The sequence below is a fragment of the Herbaspirillum sp. NPDC087042 genome (genome assembly GCF_044745245.1).
GTDB lineage: Bacteria > Pseudomonadota > Gammaproteobacteria > Burkholderiales > Burkholderiaceae_D > Herbaspirillum.
The window spans coordinates 46,306-58,907 of sequence record NZ_JBIUZW010000019.1 but is presented as its reverse complement, the minus strand read 5'-3'; the positions used below and the strand labels follow the sequence as shown (position 1 = coordinate 58,907).

Annotated in this window: 15 protein-coding genes; 4 read left to right on the top strand and 11 right to left on the bottom strand. The window is 66.6% G+C overall.

Annotated elements, in window-relative coordinates; translation table 11 throughout:
* Positions 1-24: 24 nt before the first annotated feature.
* Positions 25-1,470, bottom strand: a complete 1,446-nt coding sequence (locus ACIPHN_RS22325) for an efflux transporter outer membrane subunit (RefSeq protein ID WP_400440321.1) — start codon at positions 1,468-1,470, stop codon at positions 25-27.
* A 158-nt stretch (positions 1,471-1,628) separates the two neighbouring features.
* Here ACIPHN_RS22325 and ACIPHN_RS22320 point away from each other — a divergent pair, with 158 nt between their 5' ends.
* From ACIPHN_RS22320 to ACIPHN_RS22305, 4 genes are all read left to right on the top strand, one after another.
* Complete coding sequence (locus ACIPHN_RS22320; RefSeq protein ID WP_400440318.1) at positions 1,629-2,735, top strand: HlyD family secretion protein; 1,107 nt, start codon at positions 1,629-1,631, stop codon at positions 2,733-2,735.
* Positions 2,732-4,312 (top strand): DHA2 family efflux MFS transporter permease subunit, encoded by a 1,581-nt coding sequence (locus ACIPHN_RS22315; protein WP_400440315.1) that lies wholly within the window; start codon positions 2,732-2,734, stop codon positions 4,310-4,312. Before ACIPHN_RS22320 ends, ACIPHN_RS22315 begins: the two co-directional genes overlap by 4 nt.
* Before the next feature lie 133 nt (positions 4,313-4,445).
* The gene (locus ACIPHN_RS22310) at positions 4,446-4,928 is read left to right on the top strand and encodes a winged helix-turn-helix transcriptional regulator (RefSeq protein WP_400440312.1); all 483 of its coding nucleotides are present in this window, start codon (positions 4,446-4,448) and stop codon (positions 4,926-4,928) included.
* A 193-nt stretch (positions 4,929-5,121) separates the two neighbouring features.
* Complete coding sequence (locus tag ACIPHN_RS22305) at positions 5,122-5,967, top strand: ABC transporter substrate-binding protein (protein WP_400440309.1); 846 nt, start codon at positions 5,122-5,124, stop codon at positions 5,965-5,967.
* Positions 5,968-6,048: 81 nt separating this feature from the next.
* Here ACIPHN_RS22305 and ACIPHN_RS22300 read toward each other — a convergent pair whose 3' ends face one another.
* The 10 genes from ACIPHN_RS22300 to ACIPHN_RS22255 form a co-directional block, all read right to left on the bottom strand.
* Positions 6,049-6,666, bottom strand: a complete 618-nt coding sequence (locus tag ACIPHN_RS22300; protein WP_400440306.1) for a riboflavin synthase — start codon at positions 6,664-6,666, stop codon at positions 6,049-6,051.
* Between the two features lie 44 nt (positions 6,667-6,710).
* Complete coding sequence (gene ribD, locus ACIPHN_RS22295; protein ID WP_400440303.1) at positions 6,711-7,832, bottom strand: bifunctional diaminohydroxyphosphoribosylaminopyrimidine deaminase/5-amino-6-(5-phosphoribosylamino)uracil reductase RibD; 1,122 nt, start codon at positions 7,830-7,832, stop codon at positions 6,711-6,713.
* An 88-nt stretch (positions 7,833-7,920) separates the two neighbouring features.
* A complete protein-coding gene (locus ACIPHN_RS22290) occupies positions 7,921-8,394 on the bottom strand; it encodes a GspH/FimT family pseudopilin (RefSeq protein ID WP_400440301.1) in 474 nt (157 codons plus the stop codon).
* 4 nt (positions 8,395-8,398) lie between these two features.
* Entirely contained in the window at positions 8,399-8,854 is a 456-nt protein-coding gene (locus ACIPHN_RS22285) for a type IV pilin protein (RefSeq protein ID WP_400440298.1), read from the bottom strand.
* Between the two features lie 2 nt (positions 8,855-8,856).
* Positions 8,857-9,495 (bottom strand): PilX N-terminal domain-containing pilus assembly protein, encoded by a 639-nt coding sequence (locus tag ACIPHN_RS22280; protein WP_400440295.1) that lies wholly within the window; start codon positions 9,493-9,495, stop codon positions 8,857-8,859.
* A complete protein-coding gene (locus tag ACIPHN_RS22275; protein ID WP_400440292.1) occupies positions 9,492-10,388 on the bottom strand; it encodes a PilW family protein in 897 nt (298 codons plus the stop codon). The genes ACIPHN_RS22280 and ACIPHN_RS22275 overlap by 4 nt, the downstream gene beginning before the upstream one ends.
* On the bottom strand, positions 10,389-10,913 hold the full coding sequence (gene pilV / locus ACIPHN_RS22270; protein WP_400440290.1) for a type IV pilus modification protein PilV: 525 nt from the start codon (positions 10,911-10,913) through the stop codon (positions 10,389-10,391). It abuts the gene before it with no gap.
* A gap of 106 nt (positions 10,914-11,019) precedes the next feature.
* Positions 11,020-11,637 carry a DUF924 family protein gene (locus tag ACIPHN_RS22265; protein WP_400440287.1) on the bottom strand — a complete coding sequence of 206 codons (618 nt, stop codon included), beginning with the start codon at positions 11,635-11,637 and terminating at the stop codon, positions 11,020-11,022.
* Positions 11,637-11,855 (bottom strand): RNA-binding S4 domain-containing protein, encoded by a 219-nt coding sequence (locus ACIPHN_RS22260; RefSeq protein ID WP_198983772.1) that lies wholly within the window; start codon positions 11,853-11,855, stop codon positions 11,637-11,639. Before ACIPHN_RS22260 ends, ACIPHN_RS22265 begins: the two co-directional genes overlap by 1 nt.
* 69 nt (positions 11,856-11,924) lie before the next feature.
* Positions 11,925-12,578: a response regulator gene (locus ACIPHN_RS22255; RefSeq protein WP_400440284.1), complete on the bottom strand. Its 654-nt coding sequence runs from the start codon at positions 12,576-12,578 to the stop codon at positions 11,925-11,927.
* Between the last annotated feature and the right edge of the window lie 24 nt (positions 12,579-12,602).

The following is a 12,602-nucleotide window of genomic DNA, read 5'->3' as shown; positions in this document are numbered from 1 at the left end:
TCTTCTTTCTTGCTTCTCTTCTTCCTACCAGCCGCCGCCCAGGGCGCGGAAGCTGCCCACGCTGGCACGCGCCGCATCGGCCTGTGCCAGCGCCAGCTGGTCGCCGGCATCGAGTAGCTGGCGTTGCTGCTGCAGTACGTCGAGCTGGCTGGCGGTGCCGCCTTCAAAGGCGTCCCGCGCGGCCTCCAGGGCCTCGGCGGTGGCGGCGCGATGAGCCCGCAGGGCCTGCAGGCGTTCATCCAGCTGGGTTTCGGTGACCAGCGCATTTTCCACATCCTCGGTGGCCTTGAGCATGGCCTGGCGGAAGCGTGCCAGTGCTTCTGCGTTGGCGCCACGCGCTTGCGCCACTTCCGCATCGACCCGACCGAAATCGAACAGGCGCCAGCGCAGGCCGGCCACCGCCAGTGGCTGGAAGGTCTGGCCCGACAGCGTCAGGCTGGACAGGCTCTCGAAGCCCAGCAGTCCCGACAGCGACAGCTTGGGGTAGTACTCGGCCATGGCTACGCCGATGCGCGCGTGGGAGGCTGCCAGCCGCCGCTCGGCGGCCATCACGTCGGGACGGCGGCGCAGCAGGGCAGCCGGTGCCGGCAGGGTCGACAGTGCCGGTGCCGTGGCGATCGGGGTGGCGATGCCGGTCAGCGTCGTGGCGCTGCTGCTGGGTACCTGACCCATCAGCACATCCAGCCGGTTGCGCTGCAACTCGATCACGGTGCGCAGGGGTGTCAGGGCCGCACGGGCGCTGGCCAGTTGCGCCTGCGCCAGGGCCAGCTCGCGCCGGTTGTCGAGTCCATCCTGCAGACGCAAGGCGACCAGTTCGCTCAGGCGGGTGTCGGTGGCGATTTCTTCTTCGGTGATGGCCAGCCGCGCCTGTGCGCCGCGCAGGCTGAAGTAGGCGTCGGCGGCTTCGGCGGCAATCGCCACCCGCACGCCCAGGCCGTCTGCCGCGGCCGCTTCTGCACTGGCCTGGTCGGCATCGCGCTGGCGATGCAGGCCGCCGAAGAGATCGGCTTCCCAGCTGGCGCCCGCGCCCAGGTCGTAGAGGGTCTGGTTGCGCTGGTAACCGGGCTGGTGGCTGGCGAGTTCGCCCAGGGGGCTACGCAGGGATTGCCGCTCACGCGCTGCCTGTGCGCTGACGCTGCCGCTGGGCAGCAGCGCTGCATCGGCCAGGCCGGCGACCGCGCGCGCCTGTTGCACCCGGGCCAGCGCAGCCTGCAGGTCGAGGTTCTGGGCCAGCACGCGTTCGATGATCTGGTCCAGGACCGGATCCTGGAAGCGTGACCACCACTGGCGCAAGTCCTCTTCCTGCACTGCTTCCGGTTCTTGAACGGGCGCCGTCGGCGCGTGGGCGTAGCGCGCCGGCAACGCCTGGCCTTCGGGAAGGGGCGCTGGGGTGTGGTAATCCGGCACGGTGGCGCAGGCGCTCAGCAGGGCGCTGGAGAGGGCGCCGAGTATCCATTTGGAGGTAGGCATGTGCTTTCCTTTTGCGGTTCTTTTCGGAGTGGGGCAGATAGTTACTTGCATTTAGATAGTCACAAGTGTAAAGTAACTTTCAAATCGAAAGCAACTGGTTTTTATCTGGCCGATCTTTCATCTCGACAACATCCCCATCCATGCAAGGAGCCTTGTCCATGTCCACCCCCACCCCCATTCCCATTCCCATTCCCCCCGCAGGCGATGCGCCGACCCAGCGTCGGCGCGCCAGCGGAAAACTCCAGCTGGCCATGGCCGTTGCCGTGGCGGCGGGCCTGGCCGTGCTGTTCTATGGATGGCACTGGTGGCACACCGGTCGTTTCATCGAAGACACCGATGACGCTTACATCGGTGGCGACATCACCGTCATCAGTTCCAAGGTGCCCGGCTACATCGCGACCGTGAAGGTGGCCGACAACCAGGTGGTGCATGCCGGCGACCTGCTGGTGCAGCTGGATGACAGCGACTACCGCGCGGCCCTGGCCAAGGCCGATGGCCTGGTGGCAGCGCGCAAGGCGGAGATCGCCAACCTGGAGGCCACCCGTGCGGTACAGACCTCGCTGATCGCCCAGGCCCGCGCTGGGGTCGATGCCAGCCGGGCCGAGACCGTGCGCGCCCAGGACGATGACCGTCGCTTCGAGCGCTTGGTCACACGGGCGGCGGTGTCGGTGCAGAGTGCGCAGAAGGCCAACGCCGACTTCCTCCAGGCCACCGCCAACGGCCAGAAAGCGCAAGCCGCACTGGCCGTGGCGACACGCCAGCTGGCCGTGATCGATACCCAGCATGAACAGGCTGTGGCCGCCCTGGCCCAGGCCACGGCCGAGCGCGACAGCGCCGCGATCAACCTGCGCTATACCGAGTTGCGCGCGCCCATCGATGGCGTGGTCGGTAACCGCCATGCGCGCCAGGGCGCCTATGCCGCCACGGCGGTGCAGTTGATGTCCATCGTGCCGGCGCGTGGCCTGTGGGTCGATGCCAATTTCAAGGAGAGCCAGCTGGCCCGCATCAAGCCCGGTGACGCGGCGACCATCGAGGCCGACGCCGTGCCAGGCCGGGTCTTCCATGGCCGTGTGGCCAGCGTGGCGCCGGCCACCGGTGCGCAGTTCAGCATCCTGCCGCCGGAAAACGCCACCGGCAATTTCACCAAGATCGTGCAGCGCGTGCCGGTGCGCATCCTGCTCGATAACGCCGATGGCGTGCTGGATGCCTTGCGTCCCGGCCTGTCGGTGGTGGCCCGTGTCGATGGCCGGGGGCAGGGATCATGAACGCCGCTGCCATGCTGGTGCAGCCCTCGCAGATGAGCGTGTCGGCCAAGGTATTTGCCTTTGGCGTGATGTGCGTGGGCATGTTCGTGGCGCTGCTGGATATCCAGATCGTCTCGGCCTCGCTGCGCGATATCGGCGGCGGCCTCTCGGCCGGCAATGACGAGACCACCTGGGTGCAGACCAGTTACCTGATCGCCGAGATCATCGTCATCCCGCTCTCGGGCTGGCTGACCCGCATGATGTCCACGCGCTGGCTATTCGCCGTCTCGGCGGCCGGCTTCACGCTCACCAGCCTGTTGTGCGGCCTGGCCTGGAACATCCAGAGCATGATCCTGTTCCGTGCGCTGCAGGGCTTCCTGGGGGGCTCGATGATCCCCACCGTCTTCACCACCGCCTTCGCCTTCTTCGAGAACAAGCAGCGCGTCATCGCCGCCTCCACCATCGGCGCCATCGCCTCGCTGGCCCCCACGCTGGGGCCGACCGTGGGCGGCTGGATCACCGACCACTACAGCTGGCACTGGCTGTTCTTCATCAACCTGGTGCCGGGCATCTTCATCACGCTGGCGGTGCCGCGCCTAGTGCGCATCGACCTGCCCGACTGGTCGCTGATCCGCCGTGCCGACTATGCCGGCATCCTGTTCATGTCGCTCTTCCTCGGCTGCCTGGAATACACGCTGGAGGAAGGCCCGCGCTGGGACTGGCTGGGTGATCCGGTGATCGCCGCCACCGCCTGGATCTCGGGCATCGCCGGCCTGCTCTTCGTCTGGCGCAGCCTGACGATCGCCGAGCCGGTGGTCGACCTGCGCGCCCTGAAGGACCGCAATTTTGCGCTGGGCTGCTTCTTTTCCTTCGTCACCGGCATCGGCATCTTTGCCACCATCTACCTCACGCCGCTGTTCCTGGGGCGGGTGCGTGGCCTGAGTGCCTTGCAGATCGGCCTGGCGGTGTTTTCCACCGGGGTGTTCCAGATCCTCTCGATTCCGCTCTACGCCTGGCTGACCAAGCGCCTGGACCTGCGCTGGATCATGATGATCGGCTTGGCGTTGTTCGCCCTGTCGATGTGGCAGTTCGCCCCCCTCACGCATGACTGGGGCTGGGCCGAGCTGCTGGTGCCGCAGGCGTTGCGCGGCATGGCCCAGCAACTGGCGGTGCCGCCCACGGTGACGTTGACCCTGGGCTCGCTGGCGCCGGCCCGGCTCAAGTTCGCCTCGGGCCTGTTCAACCTGATGCGTAACCTGGGCGGCGCCATCGGCATTGCACTGTGCGCCACCTTGCTCAATGACCGGACCAATTTGCACTTCATGCGCCTGGCCGACCATCTCAACGCGGGCAATGGCACCATGCTGGAGGCCTTGCGTGCGCTGGGCGATGGCATGGGTGCGCAGTTTGGCGATGTCCTGCAGGGCCAGGCGGCGGCGTTGCGCCAGCTATGGCAGCTGACCTACCGGGAAGCCCTGACGATGAGCTTTGCCGACGCCTTCCTGGCGGTGATGGTTTGCTTTGTCATTGCCACCCTGATGGTGCCGCTGATGCGCAAGATCACCCCGCCCAAGGCGCCGTCGGCGGATGCGCATTGAGACCGGTTGCGCGCCGGCTGCGCGCCGCATGTCACAATGCGGGTTGCGGAGCCCGGCGATCGCGGTTCCTGAATGATTGGTAGAAGAGTGGAAGAGTGGAGAGTGCGTGATGCAACGAAAGCGCTTTGACGATATGCAGTGCCCGATAGCCCGATCGCTGGACCGGGTCGGCGAATGGTGGAGCATCCTGATCCTGCGGGATGCCTTCTATGGACTTACCCGTTTCGACGAGTTCCAGAAGCATCTGGAGATCGCGCCCAACATCCTCACGCGCCGGCTGGCCGGGCTGGTCGAGGAGGGGCTGCTGGAGAAGGTCATGTATTCGGAGCGCCCACCCCGCTACGAATATCATCTCACCCCGCGTGGCCGTGACTTCCGCCCCGTGCTGGTGGCGCTGTTGCAATGGGGTAATACGCATTTCGCGCCGGAAGGGGAGAGTGTCATCCTGGTCGATGCCGCCACCGGCAAGCAAGCCATGCCCATCCTGGTGGACGCCAATACCGGCAAGCCCATTTCTGCAGGCAGCCACATCATCGCCGAAGGCCCGGCCGCGGGCGAGAAGGTCAAGCGCAGCATTGGCGAACTGCTGGAGCGCCGCGCCAGGAAGAGCGCCTGACGGACTGCCAGGGCAATAGTTGATCCGGGGAAATTCCATATCGATAGACGAAAAAATCACATGGCCCGCCGCGCTCCGGTAGCGCAGAGGCGGGGAGTTTCCGTTAGAATCCTGCCGCAGCATCTCCTCGTTGATAACGCTACCATCCACTGGTGGCGGACCTTTCCCCCTGGTTGACCATAGAGAGTAGGCAATGTCGTGTCGAGTCCCGCGTTACTTGCTGTCGCTGCTGTCGCTACTGATCCCCTCCCTGCTGTGCAATGCCGCCCTGGCGGGTGACCAGATCACCTGGGGCAAGTACAACGTGCCGCCCTACATGATCCTCGAAGGAACCTGGGCGCACCAGGGCATCTTCGACCAGGCGCTCGATGTGCTCAAGGCGCAGCTGCCGCAGTATGAGCACGTGGAGCTGGAGGCGCCTTTCCCGCGCATCTACAGCGAGATCAAGAAGGGCAGCCACTGGTGTTTCAATGGCGCGCTGAAGACGCCGCAACGCGAGAGCGAGGGCTATTTCTCCTTGCCCAGTTCGATCTTCCTGCCACTGCGCATCATCGTGCGGCGCGACCGCCTGGCGGAGTTCCCGCAGCGTCCGTCGCTGGAAGTCCTGTTGAAGGACCACCGGCTCATCACCTCGGTCATGCGCGATCGTTCCTACAGCCCGACGGTGGACCGCTTGCTCAAGGCCTATCCACCGCGTGAAAACTATTCCGAGCAGGTCGAGGCCGTGGGCATGCTGCTGGCCGGTCGCATCGACTTCATGGTCGAGCTGCCGCTGCTGGCGCAGGACCAGGCCCGCGTCATGGGACATGGCGGGGAACTGGTGGCCATTCCCATGCAGGAGGCCGATGAGGTGGTCTTCAACCGGGTGATGTGCGCCAAGAATGAATGGGGGCGCCAGGTGGTGGAGGCGGTCGACAGGGTGTTGCTGTCCAACCGGGGCAAGCCCTTTTACCGGCGCATCGTCGAGAAGTGGCACGATCCCGAATCGGTGAACGAGATCCGGGGAATCTACGACAAGGTATTTCTCAAGCTGCCCTGAGGGGCGAGTGATATGGGGCAGGGATCAATGAAAAGAGGGACACGCTGGCGTGTCCCTCTTTTCATTGCGGGGGAGCGGGCTTCAGTGCTGGCCCGAGGAGAGCATACGCTCCACATACCGCGCAATCAGATCGATCTCCAGATTGACCTTGCTGCCCGCTTTCAGGTGCTTCAGGGTGGTGACCTCCACCGTATGCGGGATCAGGTTGATCGAGAAGCGGCAGGCGTCGGCCAGGTCTTCCACGCGATTGACCGTCAGCGAGACACCGTTGACCACGATGGAGCCCTTGTAGGCCAGGTACTTGCCCAGCGCCTTGGGGGCATCGACGATCAGCTCGCGCGACTCGCCCACCGGTTCGAAGGAGTGCACCTGGCCCAGGCCATCGACGTGGCCGGAGACCAGGTGGCCGCCCAGGCGCTCGGCCAGGGTCAGGGCCTTTTCCAGGTTGACTTCGCCGGGGCCATCCAGGCCGGCGGTCAGGCGCAGGCTTTCGCGCGAGACGTCCACGGTGAAACCTTGCGCGGTCTTCTCGACCACGGTCATGCAGGCGCCGTTCAGGGCGATCGAGTCGCCCAGGCCGACATCGGCCATCGGCAGCGCGCCGGCATCGATGGTCAGGCGTACGCCGGCGTCGGGGCCGGCGGCCAGGGGGGTGACGGAAGTGATGGTGCCGATGGCGGCGACGATACCTGTAAACATGGTCCTATCCTGAGTCGGGGAATCCGAAAAACAATCAAAAGCAATCAATCGAAACGTGCAAGGATACGCAAATCCGGGCCGACCTGCTTGACCTCGTGGAAGCGCATGCCCAGCTTGCCCGACAGGTCTTCCAGCGGCGGCAGCTCGAACATGTTGCGGCCGTCGCCGATGAGGGCCGGGGCCATGTAGACCAGCAGTTCATCCACGCAGCCTTCGCGCAGCAGCGCGCCATTGAGCTTGGCGCCGGCTTCCACATGCAATTCATTGATCTGGCGCTGACCCAGCTCGCGCACCAGGGCCGGCAGGTCGACCTTGCCCTCGGCATTGGCCAGCAGGATCACCTCGGCGCCTTCGGCTTCCAGCGCGGCGCGCTTGTCGCGATCGTCGGTGGCGGTGAACACCCAGGTATTGCCACCCTGGATCACGCGCGCTTCGGGGGATACCTGCAGCTTGCTGTCGACCACGATGCGGCGCGGCTGGCGCGGGGTCTCGATGGCGCGTACCGTCAGTTGCGCATCGTCCTTCTGGATGGTGCCGATGCCGGCCATGATGGCGCAGGCGCGGGCGCGCCAGCTGTGGCCGTCGTCGCGTGCGGCCTGGCTGGTGATCCATTGGCTCACGCCGTTATGCAGCGCGGTCTTGCCATCCAGGCTGGCGGCGCTTTTCATGCGGATCCAGGGCTTGCCGGTGCGCATGCGGTGCAGGAAGCCGATGTTGATCTCCTGCGCTTCTTCTTCCAGCAGGCCGCAGGCGGTCTCGATGCCGGCGGCTTGCAGGCGCGCCAGGCCCTGGCCGGCTACCAGCGGATTGGGATCGGCGATGGCGGCGACCACGCGGGCCACGCCGGCGCGGATGAGCGCATCGGCACAGGGTGGGGTGCGGCCGAAATGGCTGCAGGGTTCCAGGGTCACGTAGACGGTGGCGCCGCGCACGTCCTGGCCGCGTGCGGCGGCGTTGGCCATGGCCTGGATCTCGGCGTGGTTGCCGCCCGGCGGCTGGGTGAAGCCGGCACCGATGACGCGCCGGTCCTTGACGATCACGCAGCCCACGCGCGGGTTGGGCGTGGTGTTGAGCATGCCGAAGCCGGCCTGGATCAGTGCCATTACCATGGCTTGCTGGTCGTTGGCGATGTCGAGTTGGTAGAGCGGGTCGTCAGTGTGCGTCATGAGATCGGCAGGAAAATAGAGCAGCGCCATGGCTGGCGAAAACGGATGACCGTCAATATACACGCCTTTGCACCCCCGGCGGCCGGGCTCAGTCGCTGCCGGCCTGGCTGCAATGGCTGTCCTGCTGCGGGTTGCAGATCCTGACCCGGCCCAGGAAATTGATCACCACCACCCGCGACCGGCTAGCGCTGCTGAAGTACCAGCTGCCGCGCGTGACCGGTTGTCCGCCGGGATGATAGCCAAGGACTTCGCCCCCCTGGGTATAGGTCACCGCGATGTCGCGTGGCAGAGGCGCTTGCCGCATCAGCACGCGCTGGCCGACGCGGACCTGCCAGCCGGTTTGCCAGTCGCGGCCATCAACAGGATGCATCTCGGCGCGCCGGCCGTGGCGCAGTGCCTGCGTGCGCGTCAGGCTGACGCTGTGGAAGAACTGGTTGGCGGCACTGACCAGCTGCTGCTCGCTGGCGATGTCCTGCAAGGTCGGCACGCCCGCAGCCAGCACGATGCCGGCGATCAGCAGCACCACCATCAGCTCGATGAGCGTGAATCCCCGGCAGCGCATGGTTTCACCAGCAGTCGCGGCCGTCGGCGCTGCGCTCGCCACGACTGTCGGCGCGCAGCACGCCGCATTGCGTGTCGCGGTAGGCCGCATTGACGTGGGCACCACCCGGCGTGGCAATGACCTGCACGCAGCTGGCCAGGTCCTCGCCTGCACAGGCTTGCGCCGAGAGGGCATAGGCGCTGGTGGCAGGCGTGCCGCCTGAATACCACTTGAAGGTGGTCTCGGCCGGGCCCGGCTGGAAGGCCTGGTAGCGATGGCGGTAGGCGAACTGGCGCTCCTGCTGCAGCAGTACCTGCAGCACGGCGGCGCGGCCTTCGGCGCGACGCGCCCGGCTCACGTAGTGCTGGTAACTGCTCCAGCCGAGGCCGGCCAGCAGGATCACGATGGCCAGCGCGGCCATCAGTTCCAGCAAGGTGAAGCCAGGCTGGCGGCGGGAGGGAAGCGGGTGGGCGTTGGTCATCATCATTGCGTGGCAGGAAGGAACAGGGGACGCCAGGCCAGCAGCGGGCACTGGGCGGGACGGGATGGAACTGAGGGGACTGACGGGTCTGCAGCATCGCTATCGGCATCCGGCCAGGCGACCACCGCCTGCAGCGCCACCATGGCCTCGCCCCGGCCGTAGCCGATGCCATGGAGGCGGTACAGCGTGGGCGCGGAAGCGGCGGCCTTCCTGGCGGGCAGCAGGCGCTCGATCAGATAGCGTGGGGTCGGGATGTCGGGGGCACCGCCGAAGCGGCGGCCGGTGAATTCGCCATAGGCGGCCGTCATGGCCTGCGGGCCGTGCAATTGTGCGGGTTGCCATCCGCTGTGCGCGGCCTTGCCCAGGCATAGTCCGCGTGACTCCGGCGGGTGCAGGCAGCCGGTGCGGGCGTCGAAGCGCTCCAGCGTGACCCGGCGCACCCGCATCAGGTCGTCACAGGCATCGGCCAGCGCGGCCTGGGCGGCCAGGTGGGCCTGGACATGTTCGCGGTGATTGCGCGCCGCATGTTCGTCCAGCATCAGCAGCGAGGTACTGGCGGCACCCAGCAGCAGGATCACGCTCAGCAGGCAGAGCGCGATCATCAGCGTGGCGCCGCGTTGGCGCATCAGGGATGCGCTCATCGCGCTCTTCCTGTCGTTGCGTGGTTGCGCAGCATGACGGTGGCCTGGAAGACGGCGCGACGTCGTTGCTCGCCCTGCTTCTCGGTGACCCGCCAGGCTGCATCGGCCTGGCCGCCTGGCGGATACAGGTCGTAGCTGCGCGCAGCCGCGCCCTCGGCACCGGGACGGCGCTGTTGGCCCCGCACCAGCAGCGCGATGCGCACCAGTACCACCTTGCGCCACTGGCCCGGGGCCATGGCCGAGGCATCCAGCCAGCGGTCGGGGGCGCTATCGCCGTCGCTGTCGATGGCATAGCGCAATTGCATGGCTTCCACGCCGCGTGCGATGGCGTCGGAGGTCCACACCCCGTTCCTGCCCTGGTAGCGGCAGCGCAGTTCCGCCTCGCCGCCCGTACCGGGGGCGATGTAGTAGATGACCCATTGGCGGCTGGCATCGTCCAGCGGGCCGCTGGCGGCATCGGCGCCGCTGCAGTTGCCGACCCGGGCGTGGCTGCCGGCGGGAGCGCCGAAGAAACCGATCATCAGCACGTCGCTGTGATTGACGCCATCGCCGGCCGGCGTGCCGAACAGGCCGGCAGCCGGATCGAGGGCATAGTCCTGGCGGCTGTCGTCGAGGCCGTGCAGGCCGGCGGCCAGTGCCGGTGCGGGAGCGGTCTCGTCAGTGATGTTTTCCCACGGCAGGTGACTGGCCTGGCGTAGCGCCTGCTGCAGGTGATCCAGTGCCATCCGGCCGGTCTCCTGCACGCGGCTGGCGTCGTCCAGATCCTGGTAGGCGCTGCGCGCCTGATGCAGCAGGGTGCCGGCCACCAGCAATACCAGCAGGCCCACGGTCATGGCGATCATCAGTTCGATGAGTGTCAGGCCGCGTTGGTGAGAGCGGGATGGGCGCTGCATTCACGGCCCCAGCACCAGGCTCATCACCGGGCCGTTGTCGGGCCTGGTGGTACCGATGCGGCGCCAGCCCAGCTTGAGCACGACGGCGGCCGAGGCATCGTGGTCGCAACGCCAGGCGGTGTGTGCGGTGGCGCTGCCGTCGTGGCAGGCCACGGCGCGCGCGGCCGGGAAGTCGCGCAGGAAACGACTGCCCCAGTCGGCTACCGCCGCCGTGGCGAAGTCGTGGGCACTACAGGGGGCGCGGGTGCAATCGGCCGCGACCATGGGCGCCTTGCCGGCCTGGATGGCGAAGAGTGTGGGATCGTCGCCACCATCGCGTAGCGGGTAGCTGGCCCGCAATTCGGCCAGTTCCTGCGCCAGCAGCGTGGCGCGGGCGTGCAGGCCGCTTTCGTGGCTGCTGCGCAAGGCATGCAATTGCAGCATCACCATGGCCAGCGCGCCGGTGCCGATGACCAGCATGGCGATCAGCACTTCGATCATCGAGAAGCCGGAGGACGAGGAGGAGGCGGAGGAGGGAGCACGCATGCGGCGCAGATCCGGGGAGGAAAGCCGCGAGTGTAGGCAAAACAAAAAAGCGCCTCCAGTGGAAGGCGCTTTCTGTCTGTGGCTATCGAACTACTTCAGCATGGCCTCAGAACGAGGAGTCGGGCTGGGTGAGGAAGGCCGTCTCTTCTGCCGTCGAGGCGCGCCCCAGGATGCGGTTGCGGTGGGGGAAGCGGCCGAAGCGCTCGATGATGACGTGGTGCTTCCTGGCGTAGTCGGCATAGCCGTCGAAGGTGGCCTTGTCCGCGGCGCCGACCGACTTGGCCAGGGCGCGTATCAGTTGCAGCATGTACTCCTGGTCGTCGATATCCTCGGAATGCTCCAGCGGCAGGTACAGGAACACGCGGGCGATGGCCGGCAGCTCCTGGTCCACGCCCATGGCCAGCGCCAGGTGCGTGTACTGGCGCGCCAGCTCGTCGAAGGCGAAGGCTTGCGGGGTGTCGCGATAGATATTGCGCGGCATCTGGTCCAGCAGCAGCACCAGGGCCAGCAGCGCGGCGGGCGTGTCGCTCCAGTCGGCCAGGCGGTTGGCGGCGGCATCCTGCACCAGGGCCTCGAAACGGCTGCGGCAGTCGGCATCGATGGCGGGGTCCTTGCCCCACCACAGGGCGCGCTGGCGCTCGGCGACCTGGTGCGCGGGCAGCGTCTCCCAATCGGCACCGAACCAAAATGCCAGCAGCTGCGCGGCTTGCGGCGGCAAGCTCATTACGCGGTTACCGTGATGAGCACGTCGCCCAGGCTGACCTTCTGGCCGGCGCTGATCTTGCAGGTCTTGCGCGACTCGGGCTTGCCGTCGACCTTGACGTGGCCTTCGGCCACCAGTTGCTTGCCGGCACCACCGCTGTCGCACAGGCCGCAGAGCTTGAGCAGCTGGTTCAGTTCCACATAGGGATGGTCTTGCAGCGGGAAGGTGATCTTTTGCATATGCTTTCTTTCTTGGGCGCAGCGGTGAGCGAGGCGCCTGGCGCCGGGGGGAGCGGTAAGGTACGCCGCTCAGGCCGTTTTGTCCAGACCATGCTCGACAGCATACACGGCAATCTGCACGCGGCTGCTCAGGTTGAGCTTCTTGAGGATGTTCTGCACGTGGATCTTGACGGTGCTCTCGGCCACCTCCAGGCTGCGCGCGATCTCCTTGTTGCTCTCGCCCCGGGCCACGCAGGCCATGGTCTCGCGTTCGCGCTGGGTGAGTTTCTCCCGGGTGACGGCGCTGCCCTGAGGGTGGGTGGCGGCGCGGAACTGCATGACCAGCTTGGCCGTCATGGCCTCGGAGATGACCGGCTCGCCGGCGGCGGCGCGCTTGATGGATTGCACCAGGGTATCGGTCTCGATGTTCTTCAACAGATAGCCGCGTGCGCCGTTCTGCAGGGCGATCGAGAGGTCTTCGGCTTCCTCGGAGACCGACAGCATCAGCACGGCCGTCTCGGGCAGGTCTTCCACGATCAGCTGCATGGCTTCCAGCCCGGACAGGCCGGGCATGTTGAGGTCCATCAGGACCACGTCCGGGCGCAGCTGGCGGGCGCGCTTGACGGCGTCCAGGCCGTCGACGGCCTCGCCCACGACCTCGAACTCGGGGTGGCGTTGCAGCAGCAGGCGGATGCCGCTGCGAAACAAGCTGTGGTCATCGACCAGAAGTATCCTGATTGTCATGTTCTTTCCTGTTTTTGCCGATTT

Excerpts from the sequence above, each read along its gene's own strand:
- ACIPHN_RS22260 (WP_198983772.1), bottom strand. The coding sequence starts at position 11,855 with ATGCAAAAGATCACCTTCCCGCTGCAAGACCATCCCTATGTGGAACTG.
- ACIPHN_RS22320 (WP_400440318.1), top strand. The coding sequence starts at position 1,629 with ATGTCCACCCCCACCCCCATTCCCATTCCCATTCCCCCCGCAGGCGAT.
- ACIPHN_RS22325 (WP_400440321.1), bottom strand. The coding sequence starts at position 1,470 with ATGCCTACCTCCAAATGGATACTCGGCGCCCTCTCCAGCGCCCTGCTG.
- ACIPHN_RS22285 (WP_400440298.1), bottom strand. The coding sequence starts at position 8,854 with ATGACCAACGCCCACCCGCTTCCCTCCCGCCGCCAGCCTGGCTTCACC.
- ribD (WP_400440303.1), bottom strand. The coding sequence starts at position 7,832 with ATGACGCACACTGACGACCCGCTCTACCAACTCGACATCGCCAACGAC.
- ACIPHN_RS22255 (WP_400440284.1), bottom strand. The coding sequence starts at position 12,578 with ATGACAATCAGGATACTTCTGGTCGATGACCACAGCTTGTTTCGCAGC.
- ACIPHN_RS22265 (WP_400440287.1), bottom strand. The coding sequence starts at position 11,637 with ATGAGCTTGCCGCCGCAAGCCGCGCAGCTGCTGGCATTTTGGTTCGGT.
- ACIPHN_RS22315 (WP_400440315.1), top strand. The coding sequence starts at position 2,732 with ATGAACGCCGCTGCCATGCTGGTGCAGCCCTCGCAGATGAGCGTGTCG.
- ACIPHN_RS22300 (WP_400440306.1), bottom strand. The coding sequence starts at position 6,666 with ATGTTTACAGGTATCGTCGCCGCCATCGGCACCATCACTTCCGTCACC.
- ACIPHN_RS22275 (WP_400440292.1), bottom strand. The coding sequence starts at position 10,388 with ATGCAGCGCCCATCCCGCTCTCACCAACGCGGCCTGACACTCATCGAA.
- ACIPHN_RS22290 (WP_400440301.1), bottom strand. The coding sequence starts at position 8,394 with ATGCGCTGCCGGGGATTCACGCTCATCGAGCTGATGGTGGTGCTGCTG.
- ACIPHN_RS22310 (WP_400440312.1), top strand. The coding sequence starts at position 4,446 with ATGCAGTGCCCGATAGCCCGATCGCTGGACCGGGTCGGCGAATGGTGG.
- ACIPHN_RS22305 (WP_400440309.1), top strand. The coding sequence starts at position 5,122 with ATGTCGTGTCGAGTCCCGCGTTACTTGCTGTCGCTGCTGTCGCTACTG.
- pilV (WP_400440290.1), bottom strand. The coding sequence starts at position 10,913 with ATGCGTGCTCCCTCCTCCGCCTCCTCCTCGTCCTCCGGCTTCTCGATG.
- ACIPHN_RS22280 (WP_400440295.1), bottom strand. The coding sequence starts at position 9,495 with ATGAGCGCATCCCTGATGCGCCAACGCGGCGCCACGCTGATGATCGCG.